General features: G+C 28.0%; 14 protein-coding genes. 7 read left to right on the plus strand and 7 right to left on the minus strand.

Translation table 4 applies throughout. From position 1 onward, the window contains the following. The first annotated feature begins 102 nt into the window (after window positions 1-102). The 5 genes from QJQ40_RS02425 (at window position 103) to QJQ40_RS02445 (ending at window position 6,640) form a co-directional block, all read left to right on the plus strand. Complete coding sequence (locus QJQ40_RS02425; RefSeq protein WP_282861050.1) at window positions 103-1,263, plus strand: ABC transporter ATP-binding protein; 1,161 nt, start codon at window positions 103-105, stop codon at window positions 1,261-1,263. Continuing rightward, window positions 1,256-2,179 (plus strand): carbohydrate ABC transporter permease, encoded by a 924-nt coding sequence (locus QJQ40_RS02430; RefSeq protein WP_282861052.1) that lies wholly within the window; start codon window positions 1,256-1,258, stop codon window positions 2,177-2,179. The genes QJQ40_RS02425 and QJQ40_RS02430 overlap by 8 nt, the downstream gene beginning before the upstream one ends. Continuing rightward, window positions 2,163-3,002: a carbohydrate ABC transporter permease gene (locus QJQ40_RS02435; protein WP_282861054.1), complete on the plus strand. Its 840-nt coding sequence runs from the start codon at window positions 2,163-2,165 to the stop codon at window positions 3,000-3,002. The genes QJQ40_RS02430 and QJQ40_RS02435 overlap by 17 nt, the downstream gene beginning before the upstream one ends. A gap of 9 nt (window positions 3,003-3,011) precedes the next feature. After that, window positions 3,012-3,578: a YigZ family protein gene (locus QJQ40_RS02440; RefSeq protein ID WP_282861056.1), complete on the plus strand. Its 567-nt coding sequence runs from the start codon at window positions 3,012-3,014 to the stop codon at window positions 3,576-3,578. A 761-nt stretch (window positions 3,579-4,339) separates the two neighbouring features. After that, window positions 4,340-6,640: an ABC transporter ATP-binding protein gene (locus tag QJQ40_RS02445; protein ID WP_282861057.1), complete on the plus strand. Its 2,301-nt coding sequence runs from the start codon at window positions 4,340-4,342 to the stop codon at window positions 6,638-6,640. 713 nt (window positions 6,641-7,353) lie between these two features. On the opposite strand, the gene QJQ40_RS02450 is transcribed toward QJQ40_RS02445, so the two are convergent. Beyond that, window positions 7,354-7,968 carry a thermonuclease family protein gene (locus tag QJQ40_RS02450; RefSeq protein WP_282861058.1) on the minus strand — a complete coding sequence of 205 codons (615 nt, stop codon included), beginning with the start codon at window positions 7,966-7,968 and terminating at the stop codon, window positions 7,354-7,356. Between the two features lie 11 nt (window positions 7,969-7,979). Further along, window positions 7,980-8,417, minus strand: coding sequence for an SsrA-binding protein SmpB (gene smpB, locus QJQ40_RS02455; RefSeq protein WP_282861059.1), 438 nt, complete (start codon window positions 8,415-8,417; stop codon window positions 7,980-7,982). Window positions 8,418-8,478: 61 nt separating this feature from the next. On the opposite strand from smpB, the gene QJQ40_RS02460 reads away from it, so the two are divergent. Beyond that, a complete protein-coding gene (locus tag QJQ40_RS02460) occupies window positions 8,479-11,094 on the plus strand; it encodes a cation-translocating P-type ATPase (protein ID WP_282861060.1) in 2,616 nt (871 codons plus the stop codon). Here the strand turns inward: QJQ40_RS02460 and QJQ40_RS02465 are convergent, their stop codons facing one another. From QJQ40_RS02465 to QJQ40_RS02485, 5 genes are all read right to left on the minus strand, one after another. Continuing rightward, on the minus strand, window positions 11,095-12,045 hold the full coding sequence (locus QJQ40_RS02465; RefSeq protein ID WP_282861061.1) for a nucleotidyltransferase: 951 nt from the start codon (window positions 12,043-12,045) through the stop codon (window positions 11,095-11,097). A gap of 61 nt (window positions 12,046-12,106) precedes the next feature. After that, complete coding sequence (gene yihA, locus QJQ40_RS02470; protein ID WP_282861063.1) at window positions 12,107-12,649, minus strand: ribosome biogenesis GTP-binding protein YihA/YsxC; 543 nt, start codon at window positions 12,647-12,649, stop codon at window positions 12,107-12,109. Window positions 12,650-12,706: 57 nt separating this feature from the next. Continuing rightward, a complete protein-coding gene (locus tag QJQ40_RS02475; protein ID WP_282861064.1) occupies window positions 12,707-14,005 on the minus strand; it encodes a hypothetical protein in 1,299 nt (432 codons plus the stop codon). 21 nt (window positions 14,006-14,026) lie between these two features. After that, the gene (locus tag QJQ40_RS02480) at window positions 14,027-15,283 is read right to left on the minus strand and encodes a hypothetical protein (RefSeq protein WP_282861065.1); all 1,257 of its coding nucleotides are present in this window, start codon (window positions 15,281-15,283) and stop codon (window positions 14,027-14,029) included. A gap of 281 nt (window positions 15,284-15,564) precedes the next feature. Beyond that, window positions 15,565-15,870, minus strand: coding sequence for a hypothetical protein (locus QJQ40_RS02485; protein WP_282861067.1), 306 nt, complete (start codon window positions 15,868-15,870; stop codon window positions 15,565-15,567). Window positions 15,871-16,101: 231 nt separating this feature from the next. On the opposite strand from QJQ40_RS02485, the gene QJQ40_RS02490 reads away from it, so the two are divergent. Further along, window positions 16,102-17,886, plus strand: a complete 1,785-nt coding sequence (locus QJQ40_RS02490) for a surface lipoprotein (RefSeq protein ID WP_282861068.1) — start codon at window positions 16,102-16,104, stop codon at window positions 17,884-17,886. Window positions 17,887-17,907: the final 21 nt, after the last annotated feature.

The following is a 17,907-nucleotide window of genomic DNA, read 5'->3' on the forward strand; positions in this document are numbered from 1 at the left end:
TCAGAAATATTAATAATTAAATATTAGTTATTTATAATTTTAATAAAAATAACTATACAACATTTACAAAAAAATTTTGAAAAAAAGGTAAAATTTTTTAATATGAACCACTTAACAATTGCTATAAGTATTAAAAACCTTATATTTTCGTATGATAAAAAGGCTTTTCTTAAAATTAATGAGCTTAAAATACCAGCAAATAATATTATTACAATTTTGGGACCGTCAGGTGCAGGGAAGTCCACTTTCCTTAATATTTTAGCGGGTTTTTTGCCAGTAAAGACAGGTATTGAATACCATGAAAAATTCAAAAACTTTGGCTATATAATGCAAAAAAACAACTTATATGAAGAAATTTCGGTAAAGAAAAATCTTTGGATTAGTGCTAAAAATTCGCCTGAATGAGCCTCGAAAGTATGAAAATTGAGCTGGGAAAATTTCAAAAAAGATAAAAATAGTCAAGATTTTAGCGACTCTATTGGAAATTTGCTTTCAAACAAATCTACTTTAGGCTTAGAAAAGGTTATAAAAAAATTCAAATTTTATTTTTATATATTGAAAAATATAAAATTTTATATTTTTTTCCTGAAATTTAGAAAAAAATATTTCGAAAAAGAAGTCCTAAATGTGCTAAAAGCCTTAGAAATTGACGACATTTTTTTAAAAAAAGCCAAAAATATTAGTGGGGGCCAACAACAACGCGTGGCTTTTGCCAAATCAATTATAAAAGGGGATAATTTAGTTTTAATGGATGAACCTTTTTCATCACTTGATGCAAAAATTAAGGAATCAACTATTAAATTATTACTTAAAATCAAACAAGAATTTAACATGACAATCGTTTTAGTAACTCACGACCAAACTGATGCAATGAAAATTAGTGACAAAATTATTCTTTTAAATAAAGGAGAAATTTTGCAATACTCAAATCCAGAAGAACTTTTTGAAAATCCCCAGTCTATTTTTGCCGCTAAATTTATTGGAATGCCAGAAATAAATTTTATTGAAAAACAAGGAGAAATTGAATATTATATCCGTTCTAAATACATTAAAATTTCATCAACATCTAAGCCAACAAATGGAAAAGTTTTTTATAAAAAAAATATTGCAGATAATTTTTATTACCAAATTCATGATACTGAAAAAAATATTGACCTTGAAATTATAAGTCCTGTTGATATTCAAGGCCAAAATGTAAAAATAGAATATAATAAGGATAAAATTTTTGCTTTTGATAAAGGTGGAAACCGTGTTAATGGTTAATAAAGAGTCCATAAAAACAGTTTTTTTCCACAAAAATACAAAAGCAATCTTACTTATAGGTCCACTATTTATTTTTCTTTTTATTTTTTCAGTCTACCCGATTCTGGATTCCTTATTTAACTCTTTTAATGTTGGATCTGGCCAAAACACACATTTAGGATTTGACAATTTTAGACAATTATTTGCAAAATCAAATTTTAATGATGCACTAAGAAACAGCACTTTATTATTTTTTATTAGCTCACCGATTGCACTTTTTCTAGGATTTGTTGTTGCAATTTTGCTCTCAAAACTCAAGAGTAAATTTCTTAGAATGTTAATAATAACCGGACTTTATTCCCAGTTTTTTATTTCATCTTTTGCAATTGGGACTGCTTTTTCTTTTCTTTTTGGTCAAAAAAATGTTTTTGCAAAAATGCTCAATCTAAATTTTTCATTTGTCGGTGGTGACAATAAAATTGATTTAATTTGACTATATTTAATTTATCAGCTCTGAAGAGCAATCCCTTTTAATTCAGTGCTTTTCTTTTTTGCAATTTCGAGCATTCATACAAAATATCAAAAAAACTTACAAATTGACAGAATTAACCTTAAAGACAAGATTTTCAACCTTTATCTTAAAGAAATTGGCAATCAATTTTTAGTTATCGCCTACACAAACTTCATTTTTGCAACAATGTTATACCCAAATGTTATTACGGGCGACATAAATTTGGATCTAAATAGAGGCCACACTCTTGCTTCATATATTTTATCTTCAAGTGATAATTCTGGACTGCAATCTGCCGTGAGTTTAATGACATTCTTTTATCTTATAGCAGTTTTTTCAACCTTTATTATTTTTAGACCAAAAACATGGAAAAAAATGTTAAAACTTATTAAAAATAAAAGGGGTAAAAATGTCATTAAAATTTAATTTAAATAGTTTTTTTCTACAATTTTTGCTATTTTCCTTTTTAATAATAGTACTTATTTTTTTTCTGTTTCCATTATATTATTTAATTGTAAATGCTTCGCTGCCTAATGAATTGCAAGATAATCCTAATTTGACTTTGAAAATAGGCTCAAATTTACTTGAGAACTTTAAAAATTCCATTAATGATAATTTTTGAATTGGAATTACCACTTCAATTTTTGTGATTATGCTCATTAATTTTTTTAGAATTCTCCTATATTCACTAGCTTCTTTTGGACTTTGAATGGCAAAAAAAAGACTAAAATTAACATTTATTTCTCTTTTTGTGGCAATTTCTTTTATTCCAGAAATTAGCACTTATATTCCCCTGGCAAGAATTTTAAACAGCAATCAATTAGTAACAAATTCGCCAGTTTTTGCACTTACAGTTAACCAGATTTTTTCCTTTTTTAACTTTTTTTATCTTTATAAAAGTATTAACAAAATTGACAAAAAGCAACTTTTACTTGCAAGAATTGATAATTTATCACTGTTTTCAAAGATTAAATTGATAATTTTTCCAAAAATAAAAATTTCCTATTATTTATTAATTATTTTTACAACAATTCAAGCTTGAAACGACTTTTTATGACCAAATTACATTTTTTCAAACCGTTCATACCAGACAATTTCAACTTGATTTCAGTATTCAGGCCAAACTAGCCTTGGATTTTTACAAAACATTCAAGCTGCAGGCTCACTTTTTACAATAATTGTGCCGTTATTTTCTTATATAATTTTTTCCAAATTTATTAATAATGCAACGGCAAACAATATTAAATAGTTTTGAAAAATGCAAAAAATTATCACAAAAGAAGCTGTTTTTGAGCTAGAAATCAAAAAATCTAAATTTATTTCTTATAGTTTCTTAGTAGAATCGAAGGAGCACTCAGAAGCGCTACTGATAAAAATTCAACAAGAAAATAAGCATGCAAGTCATATTGTTTATTCGGTTTGTTTTGATTTATATAATTGTAAATTCAGTGATGCAAACGAGCCAAAAGGTTCGGCAGGATGGCAAATTTTTAACATTTTGAGAACAAAAAAAATTACTAATTCATTAATTATTGTTGTTCGCTACATGTACGGGTCCAAATTAGGGCTAGGTTTATTGCAAAATAGTTACAAAAGAGCGGCAATTGAAGTCTTAAATCTTAGTTTGGTTAGTGATTTTAAAATTTCTTATCACTATTTGTGTGAAATTGAACTGGAAAAAACGAACTGAGTACTTCAATTAATAAAGAAAAACGGATGCACAATCCAAAAAAAAGAATTTGGAATAAAATTAAAAATTGAATTTAAGTGTCCTTTAAAGTTAGAAGAAAATTTTGAGCTAAATTTTAAGGAAATAGTAAAATAATTTGGTTGAAAAAAATTATTTTCTGGGTTTGACAGTTTGATGGAAAAAGTTCACATTTTAGCAAATATAAATATCCAAAAATACCCGTAAATCCGGGTTTCTTAGCCACTAGAATCTTAATTTTTATTATTTCAAACTATCCTTTTGCAAAAAAAAAAAAAAATGCTTGGTCTAAGAAAAAATTGTGTTATAATAAATCTCACTTAAGAATAATTAATAAATTAATATTAGAATTAGGGGGATTAATTATGTTTTTTTGCATGAAAAAAATCAAATAGTGCGAATTTTCCATTATGTTTTTAAATATGATGGAATGCCTTAAATTTACCCGTTTAGAAATCTATAAATTTAAGGCTTTGAATTATTGTTCTTTCAAAACTTCATATGTTTTTTTAGGCTCAGAATAAATAAAAATGAGTTTTCTATTTGCATTGAGTTTAAATAATAGTTGTATTTTTTTATGATTTTTGTTAGTTTATCCATAAATTGATTTTTGCCAGTGTTTTAAAATTGTAATTAACTTTTGTCAAAAAAGTTAAAAAAGTGCCAAAAACAAAGACTTTTTTAAAATTATCTCATCAAACTGGGAAACTCGGGAAAAAAAGAATTTGTGCTAAAATTGAAAATTGAATTTAAGCGCCCTTTAAAATTAGAAGAAATTTTTGAACTAAATTTTAAAGAAATAGTAAAATAATTTGGTTGAAAAAAATTATTTTATATTAAAATATACACAATATTAAAAAAGCTATCTAGGTGCAAAAATGATTCAAATTCGTAACATCACAAAACGACTCGGAACAAAAATAATTTTAAATAACATTAGCTTTGATATTCCAACTAATAAATTAACGTTCATTTCTGGTCAATCTGGTGTTGGAAAAACGACGCTTTTGCATATTATTGCCAAGATTGCCAAAGCTGATAGCGGGCAAATTTCCTTTTTTGATAAAAATCAACAAGTTTTAAAAAACCCAAATGTTGACATTTTTTTTCAAGATGTCAATCTTATTGAAAATATTTCAGCTATTGACAATGTTCGAATTGGGACAAGTATTTTAGGTTATAAATTTAAGCAAGATGAATTTAGTAAAAATGCAAATTTTTTAAATCTTGACCAAAGTGTTTTTAAAACAAAAATGGAAAATCTGTCTGGTGGCGAGAAACAAAGAATCGCAATTCTTCGTTCTCTAAATCGGGGTTCAGAATTTATTTTGTTTGATGAGCCAACCGCCGCCCTTGATAAGGAAAATGAGCAAATTATCTTTGAAAAAATTAAGCAAATGTCAAAAAATCACACAGTTGTGGTTATAAGCCATAATACTGAAATGATTCACAAATATGCTGATCAAATAATTTTTTTGCAAAAAGACAAGCCGCCAATTATTAAAATTAATGACACTAATATAATAGAAGACCAAAATTCTGAACAAACTAGCGAAACTAAACATAAAAAAGTTGCAAAAGTAGTTCAATATAAGAATAAATTAAATATTTCGCCGATTTTTGTTATTGCTGATATTAGCAAAAAATTAACGCTTAGTATTTTAATTATAATAGCTTTTTTAGCGGCCGTCTTTTCGATTAGTTTTGCTTTTGAATTAAATCTTGGAACAGCAAAAGTCGAACGGCAGCAAAAATATACACTCTCACTTGACAAAAATTTAATTGAAAAAAAATCAAACGCTGCTTTTAACCAAGATGAAATTAAAAAAATTAGTGAGCTTGAATCAATCAACGCGCTTGTTGCAAATAGGCCAACGACAAATATAAACTTGCACTATGAAAATCGAAAAATTAATCTTAGAGATGTTGATCAAGTTGAAATTAATAGCTTTTTCAAAAACAGAATCGAAAATGATCTTGTTAATTTTGAAGGAAAATTCATTGAAAATGCTCGGGAAATTATCCTTTCAAAATCAGCAATTGACATACTTAAAATTGAAAATCCAATAGGAAAAACAATTCATTTGGTTTATGATTCTAATAAAGAAATTGAGGAAAATCAAAATAAAATTGAACTAAAAATTGTCGGAATTAATAATGGAATTAAAAGTTCCGTTGCCAGATTAGATACTTTTAATTTAATTAGTTTTCCATCTTTTATTAGCACTCAATCAATTAAAGATCTTGAAAATTTAGTTAAGCAAAATACAGTTAAAGAAAACAAAGACCAAAATCTTCAACTTTTTAAGGAAATTAACTCCTATATTCCTAGCGAAAATGCCCAAAGCTCCGCGCTTGAACCGTTTAAAATTCCGCTAAAAAATACAAAAGTTTTCCCGCAAAACAATCTAGAATTAATAACTGGAACATTTCCAAGAAAAGTCGATGAAATTCTACTTTCAACAACAGCAATTGATTCAAATGCTAAATATAAATTAAAAGTTGGCGATATAATTCAAACAAACTCACCTTTAAATCAAACATTTAATTTACTTGTTGTTGGAATTTTTGACTCGCCAGATTCAGAATTATATTATCACCAAGATGCCAAAGAATTTTATATCAGTTTCCAACCAGCCAATCTTACTGCTTATTTAACAACAACTGACGAACAAAATAATCTTGATTTAGAGGCAAAAAATGCTAAATTTGACCTTAGAATTACTCCACCTTCAAGCTTAATTCGTGTGATAACTAGCCAGTCTTTAGCGATTATTTCGATAGTTAACAAAGTTACTTTTGCAGTGTTTATAATTTTTGTTATTATATTAATTTCATTCATTTTAGTTTATGCCAAAACGATTTCTGAATCAAAACAGAGAATGATTGGAATTCTAAAATCGCTTGGTGGTTCGACTTTATTAACACTTTTTTATCATACTTTAAATATTGTTTTGATATCGATTGTTGTTCTAATTTTAAGTTTTGTAATTATTTTTCCGTCAATGGAATCGATTCATATTTTAATAGTTGGTAATGATTTTCCCGCTGCTTCTCAAGAAAATATAGCACTCATTTTACTATCGTCCTGAGCCGGACTTTCAGCTGCATTTATTCTAATTTATGTTTTAATGTCCTTAATTACTTACAAAAAGACCACTCAACAGTTATTAAAATAAAAATGAAAGGTGTAATTGCCTTTCATTTTTATTTCTTTAACTTTTTAAGATCATAAATTGTTGAAATATCTTCTTGTCAGAGCATTAATTTACTTTTTTGGGCGTTTCTTGTGCTTTTCCTGAGTTTAACAGTTTGATGGCAAAAATTCACTTTTTAGCGAATACAAATATGCAAAAATACATGTAAATCCGTGTTTTTGATGGTAAATCCTTAATCTTTCTTATTTTGAAATTAACGTTTTGTAAAAAAAAAAAAAAAATGCTTGGTTCAAAATAAAATTATGCTATAATTAACCATACTTAAGAATAAATTAATAAATTTTGATACTGAATTAGGGAGGAATTGTATGTTTTTGTCATAAAAAAATCAGCAAATGCGAATTATCCATTATATTTTTAAATATGATGGAATGCCTTAAATTTACCGTTTAGAAATCTTCAAATTTATGGCTTTTAATTATTGTTCTTTAAAAACTTCACATATTTTTTTAGGCTCAATGTAAGTAAAAACGAGTTTTCTATTTACATTGAGTTTAAACAGTAGATGTATTTTTTTATGATTTTTGTTATTTTTCTATAAATTGATTTTTTGCCAGTGTTTTAAAATAGGTAATTAACTTTTGCCAAAAAAGTTAAAAATCGCGAAAAACCAGACACTTTTTTAAGATTATCTCACCAAACTGGGAAAGTCGGGGTGTACTTGTCATTCATTTTTATTTCTTTAACTTTTTAAGGCCATAAATTGTTGAAATATCTTCTTTTCAAAGCATAAATTTACTTTTTTTGGCAAATTTTTGGGCTTTTAAAATTTGGTCAATTAAACTTTTATATTCAGGATAATAATAAGTTTTTTTAGGATTTTGATATTGAGCATAACGATGAATTGCAAGACCTTCCCTAATCATTTTGATATTAATGATCTCACCCTTTTCGTTTTTTAGAACAACAATAATCCGCTCATACGGGTCATGGCCAACAACTTCAAATGAAATTCAGCGATTTAAAATTAGCTGTTCTAGACGTTTTTTGGCTATTAAACCGTGAAATTTCATGGTTTTTACGTTAATCAAACGATTTGGACGGCTAAGTTCAAGTTCAGGAGTGTCAATCCCAAAAATCCGAAAACGCATACCGTTTTTATCAGTAAAAGTGTCACCGTCATAAACACTTTTTATAAATGTTGTATAAGTTAAACCTTGTTTAACTCGTGAATTTTTAGAAAAAATAGGCAGTTTTTTTATTGGATTTAAGCCATCAGTTGGAACTGTTTTTTCTGAAATAATTTCTGAAAGATAATCATAACAACTTGTAAGCGAAAAAAGTGGCAAAAATCCTGGAACTAATAGTAATTTTTTAAAAATTTTTGTGCCTCCCTTTTTTGATCTCGTTCTTTTATGGCGTTTCTTTTATCAACCTTAGTTTTCCCTTTTGCAAGTGCAATTTCGATTTTGATTCTACGGTTTTTTAGACAGACAAAAAGTGGAATAATTGTTAATTTTTGTGTAACTTTTTCTTTAAAAATTTTTTTTAGCTCATGTTTGTGCAATAAAAGTTTTCTTGAGCGATCAGTTTGACCTCGGGATCCTTTATAAGCACTAATTGTTGCATTTGACAAATAAAGTTCTAAACCCTTAAAATAACAAAAAGAACCTACAAGCGATATGTTTTTTGCCTGAACAGATTTAACTTCTCATCCTTCTAAGACAATTCCCGCTGTAAATTTGCTAATTATTTCGTAGTCAAAATAAGCTCTCTTATTTTCAATTAAAATTTTCATCTTTGAACCTAAAAAATTATATAATTATATTCTAAATAATTTTATATAAAAAAGGGCAAAAATGATCAAAAAAGAAAAAAAAGAGAAAATCGACTATAAAAATACCGATAAAATTACATTTTTAGAACAAATTGACAAAAAAAGGGGGCTTAGTCAAGAACAGATTGAAAAATCTAAAAATTTTTTTGGCGAAAACAGACTACCAAAAATTCCGGAAAAATCAATATTTTTCCGTATTTTATTGCAACTAAAAGAGCCTCTTACATTAGTTTTAATTTTTGTTATTATTATTTCGGTTATCATTAGTTCGGTTTTTGAACATGATTTGCCTTTTTGAGCTAAATTAATTTCATATCTTGAGCCAGTAGTTATTGCTTTAATTATTGCAATTAATGTTTTTTTCTCTTTAGTTCAAGAAACTAAATCAAAAAAAGCAATAGATGCAATTTCAGATCTTAACTCGCCAGTTTCAACACTAATTCGTGATGGAAAAAAAATAAGCCTAAAATCTGATGAGATTTTAGTAGGTGATATTCTTGAAGTTAGTTCTGGTGATTTAATTAGCGCCGATGGATTTGTCATTGAAAATAAAGAATTATCCGTATCTGAAGCAATTCTTACTGGTGAGTCAACATCAGTTTTTAAAGATGAATTTAAAAATTGGGGCGATAAAGCCGCAAAAGTTTACAGTGGAACAAGCGTCTTAAATGGACAGGCAAAAATTTTAGTTTCAGATGTTGGTCAAAATACTGAACTTGGAAAAATCGCTTCACTTGTAACAAAAACAGACGAATTAGAATCTCCACTTCAGAAAAAAATTGCTAAATTTTCAAAAATTATCACTTTTATTGCCGCATTTTTAGCAATTTCTTTCTTTTTTATTTACATATTTTTAGTTGAAAATGGCGATTTTAACCAGTCAAAACACGCAGTTATAATATCACTTTCACTAGCAATTGGCTTTATTCCTGAGGGTTTGATTCCGCTTGTTACTATAAATTTAATTATTGGTGTTAAAAAATTAGCAAAAAATAATGCCATTGTAAAAGATTTAAAAACAATCGAAACTCTTGGAGCAGTTTCAATTGTTTGTTCAGATAAAACTGGAACTATAACTGAAAATAAAATGCAAATTAAGGAAATTTATTATCACCAAATTGAGTCAAAAAATTTCTGGACACAAACTGTTTTAAACACAACCGCATATAGTTTTTTTGATAACTCAGTTGAAAAATACTACGGTGATCCTGAGGAAATTTTAATTTTACAAAAGGCAAAAACTTTTGAAATTCAAAAAGAAGCAGTTGAAAAACAACACAAATTTTTAGACAAAATTGTCTTTAATTCCAAACTCAAATTTTCAGCTACTTTTTATGAAATTGACAACAAAAAGTTTCTTTTTATTAAAGGGGCTCCTGAAATAATTTTTAAAAAGGCAAACAATTTAGACCCTATTTTAGAAGAAAAATTAAGCCAAATGCAAAATTTAGGATATCGTATTTTTGCATTTGGGTATCGTGAAATTGAAAATGAACTTCAACCTAATGAAAATCTAGAAAATTATGTAAAAAACATAAATATTTCAGGCCTTGTATGTTTTCAAGATCCGCCACGAAAAGAAATTAAACCAATTGTCAAAGATCTTTTAGATGCAGAAATTAAAACGATAATGATAACAGGGGATAATTTTCACACTGCCGCAACAATTGCAAAAAATGTTGAAATTTTAGGTCCTGAATCACTTGCAACAGGTAATCCTGATTGAAAAAAAGATGACTTTTGACGTGAAAATGTTGAAAAATTTCATCTTTATTCACGAGTTCAACCTGAAGATAAATTAGAAATTGTCGGCGCACTACAATCAAAAAAACATGTTGTTGCGATGCTAGGTGACGGAGTTAATGATGCTCCTTCATTAAAAAAAGCTGATGTTGGCTTTGCAATGGGAATAACTGGCTCACAAGTTTCAAAACAGGTTGCAAATGTTGTTTTAGCTGATGATAATTTTAAAACTCTTTATCAAGCAATAAAAATTGGCCGTAATATTGTTGCAAATATTAAAAAACTGTTTGTTTTTTTACTTGTTGCTAATTTTTCAATGCTTTTATCAGTTATTTTTGCAACTTTAATTTTTAAAGAGCAAATTTTTACGTCGCTACAAATACTTTGAATAAATGTTGTTTCTGAAACTTTCGGGGGAATCGCCCTTGGTCTTACAAATATTTCAAAAAACGTTATGAATCAAGGCTTTTTAAACGAAAATAAATCACTTCTTAATAAAAAACTGATTTTTAGCATAATGTTTTGAGCGATTTTCATCTCATTTTTAGCACTACTAAGTTTTTGAATCACAAATTCACAAACCTTTTCCTTTTTAATCATCAGCATTAGTCTTTCAAGTCTTTCTTATATACTTGCCGCCGATGAGAATATTTTTAAATATAAATTTGCTGATTTAAAATTTTTACACCTTGGTTTCTTAGCTAGTTTTACTTCAATTCTAATTGTTTCCTTTATTCCCGGAATAAATTTCGTTTTTTCCCAAAATGATTTTAGCAATTCAAACTATCTTATTTTAAAGAATAATTATAATTATCTGTTACTTTTAACAATTTTTGCCCCGTTTGTATTAGACCAAATTCTAAAATTTTTTAAAACATACTTTAAAAAATTTTAGTTAATTTTGATTTTTTCAACAATCAAGTTCAACTGTGGTTTCATCAAAATTAGACGGGTCTTCAATATTAAACAAAATATACAACATTGTTCGTTTTATGCGCGAATTAGTGTAACGTTTTGAATTAGTGGCACTCAAAAAACTATCTAAGTCAGGTTGATCAATATGTTTTTTGAATAAATTTTCAATTCCTTCTTTTACTAGTCAAATTTTCCTTAGTGATTCAGGCGACTTTTGACGAATAATTTCCTGAAATTTTGGATATAAAAGCGCTAACGAGCAAACTGGTTGGCTAAATTCCATTGGCGAAAACTGGGAAATTGACTTATTTTGGCTAATTAATTTTCGCAAATATGTTGCTGAAGCAAACTTTCCAGTTGGTGTTGTTTCATTATAATCAACAGTTCTTTTAAGACTATATGCTTGAATTGGATAATTATTTAGTACAATTTGTTTAACATATTCAAACCCGAGAATATCATTAGGGTAAATAATTTTTTGTGAACTAATTTTTTCAAGGGCAATTGCTGCTGCATTTGGAAAGGAATTGCCTAATTTTAAAGCTTTTTTGAGATGAACATTGTATTCATCAATGTTATTTTTTCACAAATTTGCTAAATTATATAGATTTTGAACATCATTCGATTCTGATCCAAAAATAATTTTGTCGATTTTATGGTCAAAAATTAATTTTAGCGCACCTTGGGCAAAAATATGAGCAGCTTGACTTGTATATTCAAAAGGCAATCTAATTACAAAATCAGCCCCATATTTTAGTGCTATTTTCTTTTTTGTTTCAAAATTAGCGAGACTAATCTCACCTCGTTGGGTGAAATTCCCGCCTAAAATTATGTAAATTTTGTCATTAGGAAAGTTTTTTTTAACATACTCAAGCTGATAAATATGACCATTATGAAAAGGATTGTACTCAGCGATAATTGCAATTGCCATTTTTCCTCTTTTTTTAAAATAGTATTACTTTTTAATTTAAAAAAACCTATGAATTTATAGACTAATTTTTTTCTTGATTAATTATTTGGTGAATTTTATCTAAATTTGTGCCAGTTTTTGCCGAAACATTTAAACACTCAAGTGATAAATTTTTACACACTTTTAACAGTTTTGAGCGCTGGGACTGATTTGTTTTATCAATTTTATTAGCTAAAATTTGCACCTTTATATTTAATGAAACCAAAAACTCAATCATACTAAAATCAAGATCAGTAAAGCCGATTTGACTATCAATTAGCAAAAAAACTAGTAAAATATTGCTATTTTTACTAAAATAATTAAAAATCATCGATTCTATTTGATCTTTCTTTGCATGAGAAAGGCGAGCATAGCCATAACCCGGAAGGTCAACTATTAACTTATTTTGACTAGTTTGGTAATAATTTAAAAGCTGAGTTTTTCCAGGAGTTGATGAAATACGGGCAATTTTTTGCCTTGCTAGCGCATTAATTAGCGAAGATTTACCAACATTTGAACGTCCAATAAAAGCAAATTGGTCTTCAGAAAAACACTGCTCTGGACATGATTTAAGAAATTTTCACATTATATACTTCTAAAAATTATAAATTAATTATAAAATCCTTTTTTAACTATGACTTGCCTACCGAAAAACACCGCCAGTTTGAGTGATAAGACTAATATTTTGATTATTTCCGGTAGTTTGTAACTGTAATTTTTCAATTATTTCATTTCTTCACATCTCGCGAACCCGATCTACAGCAGCTTCATTTGGATAAAAACTGGCATTAGAATTAGTTCAAAAGGTGATTAAGTTTGCAACAGCTTGATTAGTTTTAACTTCTGGCAATTTTTTTAAAAATAATTGCAATTGTGATGCTTTTGTAAATTTGTATTTATCCAAAAGTTTGTAAGCATGACTGTGATCTAAATCTGGATCATTGGCCATCGATTTTACCATTTGATCGACTATTTCAATGTCAGATGTGACTTCAATTTCAGGGTTTTTTGGACTTGAAGAATTAGATTTTGGACTATTATCATCTGCGTCATTTTTTATTATTTGTAATTTTTGTTCTTCTTTTTGTCGATCTAATTCTTCGGGCAGTTTTTGGGTTTGAATTTTTTCTTGACTTTCAATTTTAGGGGCAATTTCTATTGGTTTTTGATTTTGGGATTCTATAATTGGTTGCTCAGGCAAATTTTGCGGAGGATCACTAGGCAAAATTAATGGAATTTTTTCTTGAGATTTGTTTATTTTTTTGATTTCAGATTCAACTATTACTTGCGAAGATATAGGCGGATTTTTGGGTTTAGTTTTGTCTTTTGAGTCTAAAATTGATGGTGAAAATGGAGTTTTTGTTTTAACTTCATTTTTGTCAACTTTTGGAATAACAACAGGTAAATTAGCTGGTTTTTCAGTAGATTTTTGAATTTTTGGACTTTGAGCACTAGGGGTTACAAGAACTTTTTTTGAAGGTGAACTTTCAATTTTTTGTTGCTTTTTTTCAATTTTTGGTACTGGGACTGGTTTTTTAGATAAAATTATTATATTCTTTGGGACCTTATTAGATTTAGGACTTGGCGGCAAAGTTAAGGGAGTTTTAACTTGATTATTTTTAGTATGATTAATTAATTTTGAATCAATCTGAGCTTGTTTTTGCGTTGTTTTTTTAGTATTTAAATCAGAAACACTAGAATTTTCAGCTTCCTTTTTATCTTTAGCTAAACCTTGTAAAATTATTGTATCAGCAATTTGATTTCCAGCTTTTTGTGAATTTACAAGCGAAGGCGCCAAGGTATTAACCCTAATATTTCCTTCACGAACTTCATTTTGATTCAAAGGAAGGGTAGAATTACCTAGACTAAAATAAACTACCGCCCCTACAGAACCAGCAACAACCGGGATAAACCCTAGAGCTAACTTAAATAATTTTGTCATTTTTTCTACTTTTATAAATTTTTAGGATTTTTTAGCACCAGCTGGCGTTACTGGTTGAGCCTCAACTCACTTACCGCTATTTATGTTTGTTTCATCGATAATAAACACATGGCCGCCTGTTGTTCTGTTAAAAGCGCCAATTTCTGGTGTTTTAATAATTGTAAGAACTTTTTGAAGTTCTTTTCTTCAATTTTCACGAGCAGTTTGGGAGCTTGCACGCCTAGGATAAAAACGAGCGTAATTATTCTCCCAAAAGATATATAAAAATGCTGCTGCTTCTTCAGTTATTGGTGTTTTTGGGAATCTTTCTTTAAAAAGTCTCATTTGGTCGTTCTTTTTAAAAATATATTTATAAAGGTTCTTTTTTGCTTCACGATATTTCTGAGCGTTTTCGCCTACTGAAGATTTTAATAATATTTTTAAATCTTCTTGTAATTTATCAATTACTTCATCAACTTCACGCTCTGATTCGGTTGTTGCAGGAGAAATTGAATAGGATGATGTTGACTTGGAAATATCACTTTGGGTTTGGGTTTTAGGTTTAGGAGTATCTTCTTTGTGTTCAACTTTTGGAGTTTCACTAATAACGATAACTTCAGGAGTTTTTACAATTTTTGGTTCTAAAACCGGTTTTACATCTTCATTAGAAACTACAGGAGAAATTAATGGGGTTGGAACTTGAATTTTCTCTTCAGTCTGAGTTGGTTTTTGCTTAATTATGACAACTTTTTCAATAATTTCAGAAGAGTTTGAAGGGGATTTGTCTAAATTTGTTGGCTTTTGGGGTTCTAAAAATGAAATAGAAGAATTTTTACTTTCGCTACTTTGAATTTTGCTAACTGAAACAGCTTTTTTTATTTCATCAACTGGTTTTTTGACAGGTTCGGCCAATAAGATTTTTGGTTGTGTGTTTGGTGAATTTTTTGGTAGTTCAATTTGTTTATTAGAAAAAATTATTTTTGGATTTTTTGTGTTTTTAGTAACTTTAATAGGTTGAGATTTTGGAGAATCTTCTGAGACTTCCGGACTTTTTAGAACAATTGTTTCATCATTTTTTACAGTTTCCTGGGTTGATAATTCTTCAGAATTTTGGTTGAATTCATTATCTTGTGAATCGGAAAGTGGTGAAAAACGGGTTTTAACTTGAAGTGTTTGACGTGCTAAAGTTGTATCGCCCAAATTAGAAATAGCATTACTAGAAGTCAAATAAATAGCTGTTCCTGCTGAACCTGCAACAACTGGAACTAATCCAAAAACCAATTTTAAAGATTTTCTCATATTTCACCCCTAGAAATTAAAGCAAACACCAATAATTTATAATAATACCACGAATATAAAATTATTTAAAAAAATAAAACAGGAATGATCTAGCTCATCCTGTTTGTTTGATTTACTATATTTATTAATTATAAACAAAAAATTTTAAAAACCAAGCAAAACCAAAAAAATTTATTTATATCAATTCTTCAAAGTATTAAAATATTTCTGACTTGAAAAATAAAACACAATTATAATAATGTAGTATTTTAACTTTTTTTAGTCTACAATTTAAGGATATTTTAGCTGTTTTTCAAATATAACTTATTTACTAACAAAAAAATTTTAGGCTGATCTTTTGATGAATTTTCTGGAATATTAGGATTATCGCTGGACGAAATTATTTCTGGTTGATTTATTTTTTCACTAGATTCTACGGGTTGAAAGCTTGGAGGCGGATCAAAAAGACCATCAGGCACTTCTACGGTAATTGAATTTTTTTCGTGTTCTTTAGTATTTCTATATTTATAAATCAGCAAAAAAGTAGCTGTTCCTGCTACAACAACAGCCGACACTACTATAAGTGCTATTTTTCAAAATTTTTTCATATTTCACCCCTAAGAATTAAAGTCTAAACCAAAATAAATTAGTATAATTATACCAAAAATATAAACTTATTTATAAAATAAAAATTGAATGTATCTAACCTAGCAAGAATCGACAAAAATTTTAACCAACAAAAAACACCTTTTCATGTTTTAAATAACAGTATTTTTTAAAATATATTAGAAAACTAGCTATTTTTATGTTATAATTTAATCTAACTTGTGAGGAGAATTATGAAAAGAATATACCCAAAAAAATGGTTTTTAGGAAGTCTTACAGTTTTAATTCCAACGTTTTTTCTCGCAGCTGCATGTGGGCAAAATAACACTGATAAAAATAAGGAAGATAATAAAAATCCAAAAACAGACCCTATAAAAAACCCTGTTCCTCCAAAAGAAAAACCTGATCCATCAAAAGGTGGAACTAATGTGGAAGGAGATCCTGTTGCTTTTCTTGACACACAAAAAGGCAAAATTGAATCAGACACTTTGAAATTAATCGAAGAAACAAAAAAACAAAAAGAAAATATCGAAAAAACAGAAGAACAAACAAAGCAAATTGAAGAAAAACAAGCAGAAATAAACAAAGAACTTGATAAAATTAAACAAAATCAAGGTTCAACTGATGATCAAAAAAGTGATAAAAGTTCAGAAGAAATCAAGAAAGAAAAAGAAAAACTAGAAATTGAAAAGAAAAAATTAGAAAAACAAAAAAAGGAACAAGATGAAAAACTACTTAAAGAAAAAGAGCGCCTTTCAAAACTTGAGGAAGAAAAAAGACAAAAAGAACTAGAAAAACAAAAAATAATACTTGAAAAAAATAGACTTCATACTCAAACAGTCAATGATTTAAATGCTGTTTTAGCAAAAATTCCAAATTCTTTAGAAATAGCTGACCAAGAAAAAAAATCATCAAATAATGTTGCAACTGTGCTTTTTCATTACAAGCAAAAACCTTCAACTTTTCACTATGAAAATTTTGTAAAGAAAATTGATAACTTTGATGATCAAAATTATACAATTACCTTTAGTTTTCCTTTCGAGGTTAAAACTGTTGAAAATAACAACGATATTAGTCAAAGAAGGCTAGAAAATGTTGAACTTTCAGTGTCCAAAAAGGGTTCGGACACAAAAGTCACAAAACAAGTGAACCTTTTTTGAGATTTAGAAAAATCAAAAAAGGTTCAACAAAATGAAGAGCCAGAATTATACCAAAAAGACTTACGACCTGTTTTTAGCAAAATAAGTCCTTCAATTTTGGCATACGCCTTAGTCAATTCTGATAATGAAGCTGTTTTAAATTCGGTACTTTTTGGCGATTTTAATGCCGCTTTTAGCGAAGTTTCACTTTCTGTTGGACTTAAAGATGAATTTTTAGGGATAAAATCACTAAATGATGAGGAAAAATTTTCCTTTGATATTATAAGTGCAACTCCTGATGATGAAAATGGAACTTTAACACTTAAAGTCAAAAAGACAAAATTTAAAGAGCAAAAAGAACAAATCGGTGATTTTCAAGAATTTACTTTTTCCAATTTAAAGAAAAATGACAAAAATATAACTGAGTTTGAATTTGAGGTTGACAATAATAAAGTTTGGCCTCAAATAAGAGAAAAAGGAATTTTCAAAAACAACAGACAAAATAAAGATGGACTATCAGAGATTCAAAAGGGGCTAATAGTTAAAATAATTTTTGACAGTCTTTATTTTAAAATAAAAAACGCTGATCCTGAGGTTCTTTTAAAGGAATTTTTAGTCAAAGATCATATTAAAAACAACAACTTTTTGCCTTATCCACAAATTATTTCCCTAGAATGAGATGGTATGATCAGAAATGATGCCCACAAAAAAATTAGTGTCAAACTAGAAAATAAGAAGTTAATTTATAGTTTTGAACTAAAATATGCAAATCTTTTACCAAATTCAACCTTGACTCCTCAAGATCAGACACTCCAGTTTTCAGACTACAAAACCGCTGAAATTAAAGGCGAAATTCCCCTTGATCAATTTTTCATTTAAATAAAATTTTGTAATTTTACC

Source organism: Mesomycoplasma ovipneumoniae (assembly GCF_030012565.1).
Classification (GTDB): domain Bacteria; phylum Bacillota_I; class Bacilli_A; order Mycoplasmatales; family Metamycoplasmataceae; genus Mesomycoplasma; species Mesomycoplasma ovipneumoniae_D.